Annotated in this window: 11 protein-coding genes; 4 read left to right on the top strand and 7 right to left on the bottom strand. The window is 41.9% G+C overall.

Going from position 1 to position 17,265, the window contains the following annotated elements; translation table 11 throughout:
* Positions 1–34 precede the first annotated feature (34 nt).
* Positions 35–1,573: a malate:quinone oxidoreductase gene (locus ACR65F_RS08870; RefSeq protein ID WP_440504129.1), complete on the bottom strand. Its 1,539-nt coding sequence runs from the start codon at positions 1,571–1,573 to the stop codon at positions 35–37.
* A 541-nt stretch (positions 1,574–2,114) separates the two neighbouring features.
* Here ACR65F_RS08870 and ACR65F_RS08865 point away from each other — a divergent pair.
* Entirely contained in the window at positions 2,115–5,114 is a 3,000-nt protein-coding gene (locus ACR65F_RS08865; protein ID WP_440504128.1) for an efflux RND transporter permease subunit, read from the top strand.
* Positions 5,115–5,210: 96 nt separating this feature from the next.
* Here the strand turns inward: ACR65F_RS08865 and ACR65F_RS08860 are convergent, their stop codons facing one another.
* Positions 5,211–6,950 carry an ABC transporter ATP-binding protein gene (locus ACR65F_RS08860; protein WP_440504127.1) on the bottom strand — a complete coding sequence of 580 codons (1,740 nt, stop codon included), beginning with the start codon at positions 6,948–6,950 and terminating at the stop codon, positions 5,211–5,213.
* Between the two features lie 125 nt (positions 6,951–7,075).
* Between ACR65F_RS08860 and ACR65F_RS08855 the strand changes: the two genes are divergently transcribed.
* Genes ACR65F_RS08855 through ACR65F_RS08845 form a run of 3 tightly spaced genes read left to right on the top strand, consistent with a single transcriptional unit; the run spans position 7,076 to position 11,846 of the window.
* A complete protein-coding gene (locus ACR65F_RS08855) occupies positions 7,076–8,497 on the top strand; it encodes an ABC transporter permease (RefSeq protein WP_440504126.1) in 1,422 nt (473 codons plus the stop codon).
* A 13-nt stretch (positions 8,498–8,510) separates the two neighbouring features.
* Positions 8,511–10,007 (top strand): ABC transporter permease, encoded by a 1,497-nt coding sequence (locus tag ACR65F_RS08850; protein ID WP_440504125.1) that lies wholly within the window; start codon positions 8,511–8,513, stop codon positions 10,005–10,007.
* A gap of 27 nt (positions 10,008–10,034) precedes the next feature.
* On the top strand, positions 10,035–11,846 hold the full coding sequence (locus tag ACR65F_RS08845; protein WP_440504124.1) for an ABC transporter substrate-binding protein: 1,812 nt from the start codon (positions 10,035–10,037) through the stop codon (positions 11,844–11,846).
* A 112-nt stretch (positions 11,847–11,958) separates the two neighbouring features.
* On the opposite strand, the gene ACR65F_RS08840 is transcribed toward ACR65F_RS08845, so the two are convergent.
* From ACR65F_RS08840 to hisD, 5 genes are all read right to left on the bottom strand, one after another.
* The gene (locus ACR65F_RS08840; RefSeq protein ID WP_039041412.1) at positions 11,959–12,726 is read right to left on the bottom strand and encodes a 3-hydroxybutyrate dehydrogenase; all 768 of its coding nucleotides are present in this window, start codon (positions 12,724–12,726) and stop codon (positions 11,959–11,961) included.
* Between the two features lie 17 nt (positions 12,727–12,743).
* Positions 12,744–13,508 carry an SDR family NAD(P)-dependent oxidoreductase gene (locus ACR65F_RS08835; protein ID WP_039041411.1) on the bottom strand — a complete coding sequence of 255 codons (765 nt, stop codon included), beginning with the start codon at positions 13,506–13,508 and terminating at the stop codon, positions 12,744–12,746.
* Positions 13,505–14,455: a 3-hydroxyacyl-CoA dehydrogenase family protein gene (locus ACR65F_RS08830; protein WP_039041410.1), complete on the bottom strand. Its 951-nt coding sequence runs from the start codon at positions 14,453–14,455 to the stop codon at positions 13,505–13,507. Before ACR65F_RS08830 ends, ACR65F_RS08835 begins: the two co-directional genes overlap by 4 nt.
* Before the next feature lie 78 nt (positions 14,456–14,533).
* A complete protein-coding gene (locus ACR65F_RS08825) occupies positions 14,534–15,850 on the bottom strand; it encodes a GntP family permease (protein ID WP_039041409.1) in 1,317 nt (438 codons plus the stop codon).
* A gap of 32 nt (positions 15,851–15,882) precedes the next feature.
* The gene (gene hisD, locus ACR65F_RS08820; RefSeq protein WP_039041408.1) at positions 15,883–17,160 is read right to left on the bottom strand and encodes a histidinol dehydrogenase; all 1,278 of its coding nucleotides are present in this window, start codon (positions 17,158–17,160) and stop codon (positions 15,883–15,885) included.
* Between the last annotated feature and the right edge of the window lie 105 nt (positions 17,161–17,265).

Raw genomic sequence — 17,265 nt, 5'->3', positions numbered from 1 at the left:
ACCTTGCAAGAGTTTTTTATTGGATCACTTATGATTATTCTTCGATTTTAGTTTGCTCTTCTGTTTCAACAATCTCTACAACCGGAAGTGCATTGTTAAGTTTCAATGACTTCGCAGTTGCTTCTTTCACATCATGAAGCATTTCTGGATTTTCCACCAATGCTACACTGTATGAAGGAATCATCTCTTTGAATTTTGCTTCCCATTCATTTTTACGTTCTGGGAAACACGTGTTCAGGAGATTGATCATGACGTGAACTGCTGTTGAAGCTCCTGGGGATGCCCCAAGCAATGCAGCGATCGAGCCATCGGCTGCGTTGACCAATTCAGTTCCGAATTGGAGTGTTCCTTTTCCGCCAGCCTCGGTTTCTTTGATGACTTGTACGCGCTGACCCGCAACGACGACATCCCACTCATCGACCTTAGCATTCGGGATGAATGCACGTAACTCTTCAACTTGCTGCTCTTTCGAAAGCATAAGCTGTTGAACAAGATACTTTGTCAGCGACATCTCTTTCATACCTGCAGATAACATATTGACGACGTTGTTCGGTTTGACAGACGATAGTAAGTCCATCATCGAACCGGTTTTTAAAAACTTCGGTGAGAAGCCAGCAAACGGTCCGAACAGCAACGACTTTTGGTTGTCAATATAACGCGTGTCCAAGTGAGGGACTGACATCGGAGGTGCACCGACCGAAGCTTTCCCATATACTTTCGCGTAATGCTTTTCTGCAACTTCCGGGTTATTACATACTAAAAACAGACCGCTAACCGGGAAGCCGCCGATTCCTTTACCTTCAGGAATACCTGACTTTTGTAGCAAGTGAAGGCTTCCGCCGCCACCGCCGATGAAAACAAACTTCGCAGTGTGGCGTTCGATTTCTCCGCTCACCAAATTGCGAACTTTCAGCTCCCAACGCCCATCACTCTTCCGTTTCAAATCCTCTACGCTACGTCGGTATTGAATATCAACATTTTCACGTTGTAGATGATCGAATAACATATTTGTGAGCGCGCCGAAGTTAACATCTGTTCCAGCATCGATTTTAGAAACCGCTATAGGCTCGGTAGATGTCCGGTCTTCCATCATCACAGGAACCCATTCTTTTAACGTTTCACGATCTTCTGTGTACTCCATATCTTGAAACAGTGGATTTTGCTTCATCGTTTCATAGCGTTTCTTTAAAAACGTTACGTTGTCCTTACCTTGCACATAACTCATGTGTGGGAGTGGACGGATGAAGTCTTCGGGATTTTGAATTCTTCCGTTCTCTACTAAAAATGACCAGAACTGCTTAGATACTTGAAACTGTTCGTTGATTTTAATCGCTTTGCTAATATCAATGGAACCGTCTGCCTTTTCCGTTGTATAGTTCAGTTCACATAATGCTGCGTGACCTGTACCGGCATTATTCCATTCATTCGAACTCTCTTCCCCTGCACGGTTAAGCTTTTCAAACACTGTGATATTCCACTCTGGAGCTACCTCTTTCAGCATCGCTCCGAGCGTGGCACTCATAATGCCGGCGCCAATTAAAATAACGTCTGTATTCGTATCTCTGTTGCTCATTTGACCCATCCTTACACACTGAATTTGCAAAAAAAATGACAGAATACTTACCGGCACCTTTTTTGTCTAGTTGTTCCTTGTTTAACTCTATACGATTGGATTGATTAATAAATACACATGATATACCTTCCCAATTATAGACTAATTCAAAGAGATACAAAAGAGAGATGTTTGGAATATCCACTGAATTCCCTGTACACAGAAATTCAATTACAAAATCCGCATAATATATAGAAGAAGACATTAAGTACTCGACACCTACTTACTCAAAGTGTAATAGCAAACTGATTGTAGTTTATTTACTACGAATAAAAACTGTACGTCCTTTATTTTCTAAGGTGACGTGCAGTTTTTTACGTCTGCGCAAAACAGCTTATACATGAAAAGTAATGTTTCAAGACACTAAAGAATAGTCTTGAGAATGAGATGAGTCGATCCTCTTCTACATCTAAAGGCTGAGACAGATTCAGACTTATAGACGTCTGAAATTTCAAAAATCGATGCTATGTTATAGATAGTAAAAGCAAAAGGAGGTCTTGCGATGCGTATTTTAGAATATATCGTAAGAAAAAAAGTATTAGTGGGTCTGCTATCTGTTTTGATTATCGCTCTTGGAGGACTCGCTGTTCTTCAATTGGATAAGGAAATTATGCCATCTGTCGGAATGGATGGTGCTTATGTCAACGTCGACGCTGGTGAATTATCTGCGATTGACGTAGAGCGGACGATTACCACTCCACTTGAACAAAAGATCCAGGCAATTGAAGGCGTACAAGAAATTCAATCCAAAACCCAACGAGGAGATAGCACTTTACAGATCACATTTGACCGTGGACAGGGAGAAGAATTATCCAAAGAAGTCCATCAAGTCGTAACTGAACTAAAAGCCACTCATCCTGAGATTAAAGAAATCTCTTCTAGTCAGTATGGTGTGAACCAAGGCTACGAGTTCTATATGGATGTGACCGGCGGAGATATGAACTCAATGTCTGATTTCGCAAAAGAGGTCTTAAAGCCGCGACTTGAAGGCTTGAGTGAAGTCGCTGATGTGAATTTGTCAGGAATGCCTGAGTCTGAAGTAGCCATTCAGTTTAAGCGCGATGAACTGATCCAACACAAGTTGGATATTTCTCAGGTAATTAGCATGATAGCTGAAGCGAATTCAGAAGCGACATTTGGAGAATTGACGGACGGGAATGACCAAGTAACTGTTAGATGGGATACAAAGTTGGATAGCGTGGCGTCCATTGAACAACTAGAAATTCCGACATCCACCGGAACAATCCTTTTGGAGGACATTGCAACGGTTTCCTTAGTACCTCTTGAAGGTTCATCATTCGTTTGGAAAAATGGCACGCAAGATTTAGTGTTCGTGCAAATCAGTCGCGCTGCTAATGTAAACCAAATCGACATGGCAAAAGCAGTTCGTGCGGAAGTCGAAAAGATCCGGGAAGAGGGTCTTATCGAAGGCTTCACCCTAAATGAGATGGTTGCTCAGGCAGACTTTGTTCAGGAGTCGATTACAGGTGTTTCGGTCAATATTTTGATAGGAAGTATTGTTGCAATTGCTATTCTACTGGTTTTTCTGCGCAACATTCGTGCAACACTCATTATCGGGGTATCCATCCCCACTTCGGTTCTTCTCACTTTTTTAACCGTCTACCTATTAGGTTATAGTCTTAATATGTTGACCCTTATTGGGTTAGGATTAGGAATTGGAATGATGGTCGATTCATCCATTGTGATCCTGGAATCGATTTACCGCCAGAGAGAGCTCGGACTCGGAAATATGGAATCGGTTCTTACTGGAACGAAGGAAGTCGCTGGCGCCGTTTTTGCATCCATGTTGACGACAATCGTAGTGTTCTTACCTATCGGATTCATTGGTGGCGACCTTGGTCGGCTCATGATTATCTTATCAATCGTCGTTGCCATTACATTAATCAGTTCCGTCATTGTCGCTTTTACGGTTATACCGACTTTATCCGAAAAGTTTTTGCGACTCAAAAAGAGGGATACGACATCAAAGGAAGGTTTCATCACGAAAAGATACAGTGCCACCATTTCATGGATCGTCCGAAAAAAGAAGCGCAGTATTCTCGTCATTGCTCTGTTTTTTGCACTCTTCGTCGGCTCTCTCTTCTTCGTACCTAAAATCCCGATGACCGTGATGCCGGACATTTTCAACAGATATACAGAAGTCGTGATTGAACTGGAATCCGGTATTGATGCGCAAGAAAAAGAAAAAGTGATCGCTACTGTGAATGAACGCCTGGAAGCCATTCAAGATGTTGAATCTAATTATCTCTTGGATACAGATGGCTTACTCGTTGGAATCATTAATATGACGAAAGGCGATAAAATTCAAAACGGACAAAAAGAAGTTAATGAAGAAATTTTGAAAAGCATACGTGAATTGGTGCCCTCTACCCCAATCAATAGTGTTCAAAGTGCTATGGATGGTTTGGCGGGATCCCCCGTTCAAGTGATTATTAAAGGAGAAGACTTTGACACGTTACAAACCCTATCAAATGAGTTTAAACAAAAGCTTGATGCTGTTGAAGGAATTGTAGGAATTACGGATACTCTACAGCATGCTTCACCTGAGCAACTCATTGTATTGAAGGAGAAAGCAATACAGGATGCGGGCTTGTCTACGCTACAAGTGAAACAATTCCTTGAAGAGACCTTTGTTTCTACACCTATCGGACAAATCACTTTTGCGGATCAGTCAGTTCCTTTAGTCGCAAGTTGGGATTCAAAAACAACTACTCCAGAAGACTTGCTCCATTTAAAGGTCCCGACGACGGATGGCGAAAAGAAATTGTCCACCTTCTTAGATTTAAAAACGGTTCAGACTCCAAACGAAATTATGCATAAAGATGGTGAGCGTTATATTACAGTATCTGCAGATATTGAAGGACGAGATTTAGGAGCTATCAATCGTGATATTCAAAAGGCTTTGAAGGATTTCAACGCGCCTAATGGATATTCCGTTGGAGTCGCCGGAGATATCGAGCAGCAACAAGATTTGATGATGGAAATGATAGTTGTATTGGCCATTGCATTATTCCTCGTGTATTTTGTCATGGCTGTACAGTTTAATCACTTAGGGCACCCCTTCATCGTCATGTCCATCATCCCAATGGCAATAATCGGTGTCATTATCGGGTTGGCCGTCACACAACGAGAACTGAATCTCTTGTCAGGTATGGGAATCATCATGCTCATCGGTATCGTCTTGAACAATGCGATTTTGCTCATTGATCGGACAAATCAGTTACGTTCAGAAGGAAGTTCTGTTGAAGAAGCACTCGTTGCAGCAGGTACACAACGAATACGCCCCATCCTCATGACAACATTAACTACTGTTGGCGGTATGTTGCCCCTTGCACTCGCATCTGGTGTCTCAGGGAACTACCAAGCGCCCCTTGCAACAGTACTCATTTCGGGATTACTATTTGCGACCGTCATTACATTGTTGCTTATTCCTTCGGTGTATCGAGTGTTTACTGTTAGCAAAACGAAAACAGAAACTTAATGAAATTAAAAGCCTCATTCAGCCTAATACTTAGGCTGAATGAGGCTTTGTCATGTAATGCATCACTTAACTGGTCTTACTATTGTTTTTTAGATGTCACTCTATTCCTTGAGCAACCCAATGCCCTTCCATTACTTCTACCAGTTTTGTATTTTCCACATTGAACTTCCTATCTGCTTCATCCTTTTTGTTGAGTTGTCGGTGTTTGTTTGCTCCCACTTTAGGGTCTGGAATCGGAATAGCGGCTAACAAGGACTTTGTATATGGATGCAACGGGTTATTATATAACTCTTCGCTTTCTGCCAACTCGACAATCTTCCCTGCGTACATAACCGCTACCCGATCACTGATGTGCTTCACCATGGACAAGTCGTGGGCTATGAATAAATAAGTAAGTCCAAGCTTATGCTGTAAATCCTCCAGAAGTTTTACGATTTGTGTTTGGATGGATACATCAAGTGCAGATAATGGTTCATCACAGACGATGAAGTCTGGCTCCACAGCTAAAGCTCGTGCAATTCCAATTCTTTGGCGCTGGCCACCAGAGAATTCATGGGGATAACGCATCGCATGCTCAGGTTCCAAACCAACCATCATCAGCAATTCTTCAACCTTTTTCTTGCGCTCTGCTTTGTTCTTACTCATCCGATGAATATCTAGTGCTTGCCCGATAATATCAAGTACTTTGAAGCGTGGATTCAAAGAGGAATATGGGTCTTGGAAAATCATTTGCATATGTTTTCTCATACTCTTCATCTCTTTTGAAGTAAAACGGTTGATGGCCATTCCTTGGTATAACACTTCTCCATCCGTCGGTTCGTCCAATCGTAAAATTGCACGACCCGTTGTAGACTTCCCAGATCCTGACTCGCCCACAAGGCCAAGTGTTTCACCAGGCCGAATGTGAAAACTAATATCGTCAACCGCCTTAGTCAATCCCTTTTTTCCACTATCGAAGTGTTGCTTAAGAGATGTTACTTGAACAAGAGGAATCGTCTTGTCAATTCCTTCTGGTAATTGAGATACACGTTTCTCCTTTTTCTTTTCATCAAGTCGGGGTAGTGCATTTAATAACTTTTTAGTGTATGGATGTTTTGGACTTTCAAACACCTCAATTGTTGTTCCGGTCTCCACAATTTCGCCTTTCTTCATAACTACGACATGATCACACATTTCCGCTACTACTCCCAAATCGTGAGTGATCAATATAATAGAAGTGCCAAAACGTTGTTGAATATTTTTCATGAGATCGAGTATTTGTGCTTGAATGGTTACATCTAGTGCAGTCGTAGGCTCATCTGCAATTAGTAATGCGGGCTTACAAGCAAGCGCAATTGCAATCATAACCCGTTGACGCATCCCACCCGAAAATTCATGGGGATATTGGTTATACCGAACATCACTATCTTTAATACCAACCAAATTTAAAAGTTCTATCGTTTCTCTTTTTGCTTCTCTCTTGGATACGTTCATATGTTTCATAATACTTTCGCATATTTGTTTTCCTATTCTTTTAGTCGGATTTAAAGAAGTCATAGGATCTTGAAAGATCATCCCAATCCCATTTCCCCTAATACTCTCCATTTCCTTCTCTGTCTTCAAGTTCAGATTTTCTCCTTGAAATTCAATAATCCCCTCTTTCATATACGAAGGCGGGGAGGGCAATAAACGCATGATAGAACGTGCGGTTACGCTTTTTCCACTGCCTGATTCTCCTACAATACCAAGGGTTTCTCCTTTGTTAACCTCAAAACTCACACCACGTACAGCATGGAAATCTTCATCTCTCATCGTAAATGAAACGTGTAGATCTTTTACTTTTAATATGGGTTCCACAGGAAATCCTCCCTCTTTTGTCATCATTGGTGAATCTCAAGAATAGAATTGACAACCAATAACTACTTGATTATAGTCTAGTATACCGATAGGAATTAAACAATATAAAAAGGTGGTGGATTAATTTGGCGTACACTATTACTTCACTTCTTCAGAAGTCTTACAAAGAAGCCCAAGGAAAAACAGTAGTTCAGGTTCTGCTAGTTCTGGCAGGGCTTCCTGTTCATCTAGTCATATATTTTATTTACTTGATTAGAAAAAAAGACCAAACCCGCGATACTGTGTTGAATGACATACGGGTGGAACTGTCAGACAAACAATTATCTGATCAATGGCATTCTGATTATGTAGATCAGCTAGTTCGAAAACGAACCTTCTTTCAGGAGAATGTTAGCGATAAAGAAATACACGAAGTAGCTGAAAAGCTAGTAGAAGAAAGGAAGAAAGAAGAAATTACGCGGCGTACTGATGATCATCTCAATCAGAATGGAATACAGAGAACTACGTATTCGGTTTACTTTCAATCCCTCTTAGAAAGCCGCCATTTTTTACTTTACACCTTGCTTCCCGGGGTTCTTATGTACTCAATCCTATTGCTAATCAGCAATCCTTTTCTAACCTATATCGCAGAGAGACTTATCCAAAGTGTGCTTGTCATTATAGGAGTCGCGATTTTGGTGTTTACGATTCTCTATATCTCACCATTCGATCCCGCCTCCAACATTCTTGGAGAATCGGCGACACAGGAACAAATTACAGCGTTCAACCAATTACATGGCCTCGACCTATCCTATTGGCAACAACTATGGAATGCGTTAAAAGGTATTGCTACTTTCGATCTAGGATCTTCATTTGCAGGTAATGAAGATGTCGCAACGAGCATCGCCAACAAATTCCCGGTTACGTTAACGATTGCACTGTTCTCGGTCATTATGGCAGTTATCATAGCAATCCCAGTCGGCATTCTTTCTGCAACTCGACCGAATTCGTTTCTGGATTACTCGTTCATGTTCATTGCATTAATCGGCTTGTCCATTCCGAACTTTTGGCAAGGACTTATCTTCATTCTAAATTTCTCCATTAAGCTCAATTGGTTGCCAGCTACGTATAGTCCTAGTAATCACCTATCTATGATTATGCCTGTCGTCGTTCTTGGAACTGCCCTTACAGCTTCTATTGCGAGAATGATGCGCTCATCGTTACTTGAAATTATTCACGAAGACTACATCATCACAGCACGAGCTAAAGGACTTTCTAAGAGTCAGATGTTATGGAAACACGCTGTCGGAAACGCTATGATCCCTGTCATCACTGTCATCGGGCTATTGTTTGGAGGCATGCTTGGAGGTGCTGCCGTTACGGAAAAGGTCTTCAATATTAGAGGAATTGGAAGTTACATCGTTGATAAGCAATTCATTCCCGATATCCCCGCCATCATGGGCGGAGTTGTCTATATTGCAATTACTATCTCGTTAGTCAATTTACTAATTGATATTTTGTACGCATTCCTAGATCCACGAATTCGCTCTAAGATAAACCAATCGTAAAGTAGGTGAAAGCATGAAAGATTCCTCAAACAATCGACATGCGTTAGTCATATCAAAAGATTATCCTCAAGCTAATTTCACATGGATTCTCTCGTTAGCACTCGCTGCAATCTTTTTATGGAACAGTTTCCCAACTAAAACGGATGAGCTGAATCCGTTTGTATTCGCCCTGTTCTGCGCCTACACGTTAACGTCCATATTTCAGCTATTCATCACTAGAAAGATAAAAAAGGATCTGCTTCATGCAGGGGAAATTCACAAAACAACAAGACGTTTAGGTTATGTCCAATTAGCAAGTTTACTGACGGGTAATATTTTTGCAGCTGCTTTCGCTTTTAACTTAATTAATAAAAGAAAGACTCCTGAATACACGTTTGCGGTGTATACGCTCCTGACTCAACTAGCTGTCATCGCTATAAGCTCAGTAAATCTATTTAAACCTTATGTCAGCGATACGTTTCTTATCGCTATGGGGAGCCTTCTTCTTATTGCTCTGTTTCACCTAGTAGCGCTCATACTGACAGTCCATTACGTGAGAGAGTATTCAGCCCCGCGTTGGATGTCTGTCCTTGCTGTTGTTTTAATGGCGACAGCTGTTACAGGAAACTTATTTGCTTTACTTCTAGGTTGGAGCCTATTCATGAAGTCTAGACGCTTCGATTCTTCCCGACTGTCGAAATGGAATGTGATGTGGGAGAAAATCACTCGGAATTCTACTGCGGTCCTAGGCATGTTTTTCATTCTACTCATGCTTACCATTTCTATCACGAGCCGATTCACGTTCGACTATGCACTTGCTGTAGAAAATAACTACAGTGCTATTTTACAAGCTCCCAGTCTCGTGTATCCGTTTGGGACGGATAACTTTGGACGCGATGTGTTTTCAAGAATTGTGTTTGGTGCCAGGATTTCATTGCTCGTGGGCTTTGCATCTACGATTCTTCCAGGCCTAATTGGAGGATTCCTTGGTGCAATTGCTGGATATTACAGTAATCGCATCGACAACTGGATTATGCGCTTGCTCGATATCCTATATTCGATTCCTGGTATCTTACTTGCAATCGCCATTATTGCTGCATTTGGAGCCAATACAGTCAATCTGATTATTGCGCTAAGCGTTGGTGGCATTCCAACATATGCACGTACGATGCGAGCGAATGTCCTTATGGTTTCAAACTACGATTTCGTCGATTCTGCAAAGGCATTAGGCGCATCAGACTTTTCAATACTGTTTAAACAAGTTGTACCCAATTCACTTGCTCCTATGATTGTAAAATCCACTTTAACAATTGGTGGTGCAGTCATCGCGACAAGTAGTCTAAGTTACTTAGGACTTGGAGTCGAGCCTCATATTCCAGAATGGGGAAATATTTTGAAAGTCGGTAGTACGTATCTTGAGTCGAATTCGTATCTCGCAATTTTCCCTGGACTTGCAATTATATTGCTCGTTCTCTCATTCAATTTCTTGGGTGATGGATTGCGGGATGCGCTCGATCCTAAGCTCGACTAACAACTAAAAACTTGGAGGGATTCATCTATGAAAAAGAAACTGTTAACACTAACCATACTGCTCGTTCTCGTGCTTGCAGGCTGTGTCAAAACTAAATCTGAGGTCGAAAGTGAAGGTAAAGAAGAGGACGGCAAGGGTGGCTTGAATGAAAAAGTGCAGATTGAAGTCCTCGGAATGGGGTCAGGCGAAGAAGACTTAAATATTGTGCGTGACCAGCTCATCAAAAATGGTTTTGACGTCAAACTGAACATTCAACCGGATTATGGAACCTTTTCAGCACAAAAAGATGCTGGAAACTTCGACCTTGCACTTTCGAGCTGGACGACAGTTACAGGTAATCCTGACTATGCCGTACGTGCGTTATTTAAAACTGACGGCGCGAATAGTCTTGTGGAGGACGCTATAGTAGATGAATTAATCGACCAAGCAAGTTCGGAAACCGCTGACGAATATACAAAAACATACAAGCAACTTGAACAACAACTCGTTACAGAAAAGGCATTCATCGCACCTCTCTATAACTCTTATAAAGCACAAGGAGTAAACAAAGAAGTGTTAAATCCAGATACCGTAAGACTTTCAAAGTCACGTGCAATCGCATGGGAAACCATTGACTTTAAAGATGCTGCAAAACGCACAACTGAACCTCTAGTGACGCAACAAGCAATAGGCGATTTGACTTCGCTGGATCCCATTAAAGGGAATGATGGTTCTATTAATACACTCAACACAAATATGTACGTACGACTTGTCAACTTAACAGATGAAGATGAGGTCGTATCAGATGGTTCACTTTCTTATAACCATGCGATGGCTGAAGGAAATTCAGACTACTACTTCATTCTTCGCGATGACATTAACTTTGCATCCATTTCCAATGAGAAAGCGATTGACACGGGAGAACGTGTCGGTGCAGAAGATGTTGTGTTCTCACTGGAACGTGCAAAAGACAAAGACTCTGTGCCTGATCACCGAACGTATAGCTTACACGAGCGTATTAAAAGCGCTGAAATTGTTACCGATTTAACAGAATTGAAGAATGCAAAACAATCCGGTAGCGAAGAAACCATTTTAGAGACACTGGAAAATGGGCTTGATACGAAACTATCCGGAGTCGTTGAAAGTAAAACAAAAGCTGACAATAGTAAAGGAAACTATCAAGTGGTTAAAGTAACAACAACTGAACCATTCCCCCAAGTTTTAAATTACTTGGCCCATCAATCTGCAGGGATTGTTTCAGAAAAACAAGTGAAGAGTATCAACACGTATGATGTTGCATCCTTCAACTTAGATAAGGATATTCCATATGGAGATCAGCGCACAGTAACTGAAGGTGCAACTTATAACAACCATCTGTATGCAAGTGGACCTTATATACTTGTGAAGAAAAACGATTACCAAGCAGACTTCGTTAAAAATCCAGGCTATCGTACGGGAAGTGATTTTGAACCTAAGATTTCAAACATAACTGTACGTTTCATCGATGACTCTGATAGTGCTCTGTCGGCATTACGTAACGGTGAAATTCACCTCTTTAATGGAGTTCCGGAAACGAAGTACGACCTTGTTGAAGCAGACGATAACTTGCTACTACAAAAGAGCGACAGCAACGCTGTTACTTACTTGCAGTTCAACACGGCCGGCCGAAAAGTTTCAGAAAGTGAAAACTTACGTAAAGCTGTACTATTCTCCATCAATCAAGATGAGTTTTTGAACTATTATCAAGGTAACAAGAAAAAAGCTTATTCGACTGTTAGCCCACTCGTGGACACAGGAAACGAGCTTGTAGCTGATTCTGATAAGGTAAAAGAGTTCTTGGAAGCCTATCGTAAGGAATAATTGAAAACCGCACTCCAACCTGAGTTTCCAGGTCGGTGTGCGGTTTTTCACTTTCATATATGCTTCAAGGATCCTCTTTCGTTTACACGAATTCGAAATGAGTTACACCCGATTACTGAGCCGTATATCCACCATCTAAAACAATCGCTTGTCCAGTAATCCCTTTTGCAGATTCACTCGACATGTACAACGCCAAATCAGTGATTTCTTTGACGTCAATCAATCTTTTCTGTGGCACAAGTGGATACAAAACTTCTTCCAATACTTGCTCCACTTCAACATTTCGAGTTGTAGCAAGATCATTGAATTGGTCACGGACCAGTTTCGTATCTGCATACCCCGGACAAATTGCATTCACGGTAACACCATCTGTTGCAGATTCCAATGCAGCTACTTTTGTTAAGCCAATCACGCCATGTTTCGCTGAGTTGTAGGCAGCTTTCCCTGCAAATCCTATAACCCCATTAATCGATGCCATGTTAATAATGCGGCCAAACTTCTGTTTTTTCATATATGGCATTGCGTGTTTAATGGCGATGAATGGTGCCGTTAGCATCACTTTCAAGAGCAGTTCGAACTTTTCAGTTGGGAAGTCCTCGATGAACGACACGTGTTGTAGACCTGCGTTATTCACCAAGATATCTATTTTTCCATAGGTTTTCACAGTGAATTCAATTGCAGCTTGAATGTCTTCTTCTTTCGTGACGTCACAAACGATTCCCGAAACATCTCCACTTAACTGAGCGACTGCTTCATCGATTGCTTGTTGACTAAGATCTGAAAGAACCACTTTTGCTCCGGCTTCTGAAAAGGCTTTTGCAATATCAAAGCCGATTCCTCGAGCCGCTCCTGTAATGAACAAAACGTTGCCTTCTACCATTACTTCATCCCCTTAAGTTAAATTGCCGTCCATCCGCCATCTACTTTAATGGTTTCTCCTGTTACAAAGCCAGCCATATCGGAAGCTAGATAGAGTACAGCTCCAGATATATCCTTCGGCTTTGCCAATCCATTTAACAAGATCCGCTTTTCTACATCTTGTTTAAAGGCTTCATCTGTAAACATTTTTGCCGTCAACTCAGTTTCAATGAAAGTTGGGGCAACCGCATTTACCGTAATGCCATGTTCTGCCCATTCAACTGCCAACGCCTTCGTCAATTGAACGAGCCCGCCCTTACTTGCACAATACGCCGCACGCTTATAATACCCAACAAACGCCATTTGCGAAGCAATGTTAATAATCTTACCACTTTTTTGTGCAAGCATATGACGAGCTGCTTCCTGGCTGCTAAAGAAGACCGACTTCAAGTTTAAATCGAGTACAGTGTCCCAATCCGATTCTGTCACGTCCAATGCAGGCTTCGCAATGTTTACTCCTGCATTGTTCACTAACACATCAATCGTTCCAAAGGTAGTTACAACTGTTTCAACCAGATGCTGGATCACTGCTAGAACACTCAAATCTCCAGAGATCCCCATGCATTTTGGGTTAAATACTTGTAGCTCACGTACAGCTTCATTGAGTACTTTTTCATTACGACCAGTAATGATTACATTGGCATTCAACTCTGCAAATGTGAGTGCAATATCTTTTCCTATTCCCTTACTACCACCTGTAACGACAACAGTCTTCCCTTTAAGTTCAGAGAAATAAGAACTCATTTCCTCTCCTCCTCACGGTTATTCCGATCATTTTTCAAGAAATGGATGAGTGTGCGTTCACGCTCTTCATTGACCTCTATAGATGTCTTCTCATCCCATTCATAAAAACCTTGTCCGTTTTTATCACCTAAATGTTTCTCACTTACAAGGTGAGTGAGTGTTTCACCAGATTGTTGAGCTGTACTTAGCTCGCTGAATAAGTAATTTGAAATCGCTGAAAACACATCCAGTCCACCCATGTCTGCCGTCATTAATGGACCTGTTACCGGCAAGCGGCGCCCTATGCTATATGTAACTGCAGCGTCAATGTCTTCTTTCGTTGCAGCTCCAATGTCCAATAAATACTGGGCTTCCCGGAACAATGCATATTGAAGACGATTACCTATGAAGCCCGTGATCTCTTTCTTTAGCAGAACCGGTTTCTTATTCATCTGTTCAAGAATTTGCATCACTTTCTCAATGGTTCGCTCGTCTGTATGCTCACCCTTTACCACTTCTACAAGAGGAACTAAGTGAGCAGGGTTCCAAAAGTGTGTGACAATGAAGCGGTTCGGATGCTTCATCTCTTTTGCAAGCTCACTCGGTTTAAATCCGGATGTATTGCTAGCAATAATACATGTGTCACTCACTAATTCTTCTAGCTTTTTATACAATACCCGTTTCAGTTCGATTTGTTCAGGAATCACCTCAAAGATGAAATCCGAAGTAGAAACCATCTCTTCTAAAGACGTCGATAACTCGATATTCCCGCGAATTTTTTCTATTTTCTTCAAATCGATCAGTTCGTTTTCCATCATCACAGTTAACTTATTTTGTAATCCTGTTTTGGCCGTTTCAAGATCAGCTTCATTTATCCCAATAAGTTTTACCGGAAATCCTTCCCATGCCGCCGCTAACGCGATTGAATGCCCCATTGTTCCACAACCTATTATTGAAATCTTCTCCATTTAAACCACCCCTTATTTTTGTTTAGTAAACGAGAGATACCCAACAAACCATTAGCCGGTTTGTTGGGTATTGAACTCTTACAAGCCTATCGAGAATAAGATGACTGCCAAAGCGGCACCAATGAGTGGTACGACAACAGACAAGGCTCCAAATGCTGGATACGCGTCTTTATGCGTTTCACCTGCAATGGAACGGATCGTTGTCACAACGTATCCTCCTTGTGGCAGTGAATCCAATGACCCTGAAGATATGGCTACTGTACGGTGTAACGCATCTGGATCGACACCTAAATCCATATAATGCGGTGCCAGAAGTGGCAAGGCAATCGCCTGTCCACCCGATGACGAACCCGTAAGTCCAGCGATAACGGCAACTGCCAGTGCCCCCCCAATAAGCGGGCTCCCTGGGATGTCTGTCATTACGCCAACCGCCGCTTCAAAAGCAGGTGTCGCTTTTACCACACCCCCAAAACCAACGACTGCGGCTGTGTTGGCGATTGCAATAACTGCCCCCATTGCACCTTCACCAACCGCATGCCCGAAGTTCTGAAAGTACTTTTTATTGATCAAATACGTTGCTAAAATACCACCGCTCAAAGAAATAATTAATGCAGACGTTCCAAGTGATTTGTGTAAAATCAATGTAATTCCAAGGACAACGACTAAAGGAATCATACTAAGTAATGGATTCGGAAGTTCTGTTCGCGTATCCGCTTCCTGATCCGTGTCTCTAGCAACAAATCTTTCACCTTTAGCAACCGCTTTAGAAATCATTCGTTTCAACCACCAGTATCCAAACAAGAACATGAAGATTGCTACAAAAAAGCTGACTTCCCAACCTGCGTATGGTGTTGTGCCTAAAAACTCAATCGGAATCCAGTTTTGAATCTCTGGAGAGCCCGCAGATGTCATCGTAAATGTTGTTGAACCGAATGCCAATGCAGCTGGTATGAATCGTCTTGGCAGATTGGCTTGTCTGAATAGACTCAAAGCCATCGGATAAACAGAAAATGCGACAACGAACAAACTGACACCACCATATGTTAAAACAGCACAGGCGATGACTACTGCTAAAGCTGCTCGTTTCATACCGATTTTGCTAACAATCCATTGTGAAATACTATCAGCGGCACCACTGTCTTCCATGACTTTACCGAATATGGCTCCCGTCAAGAACATCAAGTACCAGGATGCGATGAACCCCGTAAATCCGCCCATATAGTTCGTTAAGAAATTTACAGCTCCCTCTTCCGCTAACTGTGGGAAGAGAGGAATGCCATTTAACACGGCGATAAACAGTGCAGTTATTGGTGCTGCAATGAGGAGATTCATCCCCTTCATTGTCAAAAAGATTAATATTGCTAGTCCCCCAAAAAGACCAATGAATCCTAACATAGTAAAACCCCCAATTTCCCCAAGTGTACGATTTAGTTTTTACCGTACCGTTCTACTCTAAGGAGTGCTTGTTTCGCATGTCCTTCAAAGTTTTCCAGCTTACAAAGACGTGCTGCGTATTCTCCGATATAAGCACTAGCTTCCGGCTTCACTTTTTGATACGTCACGGTTTTAATGAATTTGCCTACCCACAGTCCACCAGTATAACGTGCTGCCCCTTTTGTCGGCAGCGTGTGGTTCGTGCCGATTACTTTGTCCCCGTAAGCAACGTTCGTTTCAGGCCCTAAGAACAGGCAACCATAGTTCGTCATATTTTCCAAGAAATAATCTGGATCCTCCGTTAGAATCTCTACGTGTTCAAACGCAAGACGATCAGCTTCAAAACGTGCTTCTTCAATTGAATCGACGACTAATACTTGGCCATAATCTTCCCATGAAACACTTGCAACATCTGCAGTCGACAACGTCTCCAACTGACGTGCGATTTCTTCAATCGTTTCGTAAGCGAGCTTTTCAGAAGTCGTGATTAATGCTCCTGGAGAAGTTGGTCCGTGTTCACCTTGACCCAGAAGATCGGTTGCGATCATTTCTGCGTCTGCTGTATGGTCTGCAACTACTAACGTTTCTGTAGGACCTGCAAATAGGTCAATTCCAACCCGTCCGTATAATTGACGCTTCGCCTCTGCGACAAATGCATTACCCGGTCCAACGATCATGTCTACCGATTCGATAGTTTCTGTTCCGATTGCCATTGCTGCCATTGCTTGAATGCCACCGAGCAAGTAGATTTCATCTGCTCCAGCTAAATACATAGCTGCAATTGTTGCGTGTGGAATTTCACCATTGATCGGCGGTGTACATGCAATTACTCGTTTCACTCCAGCAACTTTTGCAGTCAAAACACTCATGTGTGCAGAAGCTACCATCGGATAACGGCCACCAGGGATATAACATCCAACACTATTTACAGGAATATTTTTATGACCTAAAATAACTCCTGGAATGCTTTCAACTTCTACATCATTCAAAGAATCCAGTTGTGCTTGTGCAAACGTCTGAATGTTTTTTTGAGCAAACTTAATGTCTTCAATGACACTAGAAGGGACTTGTTCAACGATTTCTTGAATTTGAGCATCACTTAAACGGAATGATTCAGGAGTCCATTTATCGAACTTCGCCGATAGCTCTCTTACCGCTTGATCACCACGAGTCTCTACATCTTTTAATGCACCTGCAACAATTTCAGACACCTTAGTATCATTTGCAACTACTTCTTCTTGTGACTTACCTGCTTTAATTACTTTCACCATAATTACGCCTCCTATTTTTAAACCGCTTACATTCCGATTTATAAAAAAATTATTTACACACCTATTCTCATTTCACGGAGAGTTCTTACACTTGCATACGTATGC

This window comes from Sporosarcina sp. SAFN-010 (assembly GCF_059415065.1).
This window is presented reverse-complemented; position numbering and strand designations above follow the sequence as displayed.